Below are 603 nucleotides of genomic sequence, written 5' to 3'. Positions count from 1 at the left end.
GGCTTATGCTGTTGGGCCAATCGTTTCTGTTCTTAGTGGTTTGCCGAGCAATTATTGGCGTTGCGCTTGCCGCTTTTGCCGCTGTGGCGGTGGCCTATATGGCAGAAGAACTTGATAGCAAAGCCTTTTCTATGGCAATTGGTAGCTACATAGCGGCCAACTCCCTAGGCGGCATCGCCGGCAGGATCAGCGGTGGATTAATTGCTGATCACTACAGCGTGGCAACAGCAATTCAAGTCGCGCTAGGGTTTACATTAGTGGGGGCATTGCTTGTTGGTTACCTATTGCCAAAACAGCAAGGCTTCACCCCTGCCTCTATTAGCTTTCATCATCAACACAGAGCGATAGTCGGTCACTTCAAAAATCACAGGGTATGGGTTGCTATGCTCATTGGCGGCATCAATTTCTCGTTGTTTGTGAACCTATATTCTGTCATGGGGTTTCGCCTAGTTGGCGCCCCGCACAATGTTCCTGTTGGTTTGGCCTCACTGATTTTCGTCTGCTATCTGGCTGGCACCTTTAGTTCCAAATGTGCAGGTCATTGGACACGCCACTTCTCCTCGATTCAAGGCATGTTTTTAGGCTCGCTACTAAGCATGCTTG

At 49.6% G+C, this 603-nt stretch carries 1 protein-coding gene; it reads left to right on the top strand.

Translation table 11 applies throughout. The features are described 5' to 3' along the window. Positions 1 to 603 (top strand): MFS transporter (locus AB4585_RS23795; protein WP_372171232.1); only part of this gene is annotated, 603 nt, incomplete at both ends.

It is taken from the genome of Vibrio sp. 10N.222.49.C9, from assembly GCF_041474985.1.
In the GTDB taxonomy this organism is placed as follows: Bacteria; Pseudomonadota; Gammaproteobacteria; order Enterobacterales; family Vibrionaceae; genus Vibrio; species Vibrio crassostreae_C.
The sequence above is the reverse complement of the archived record's forward strand: the minus strand, read 5'-3'. Positions and strand labels throughout refer to the sequence as shown.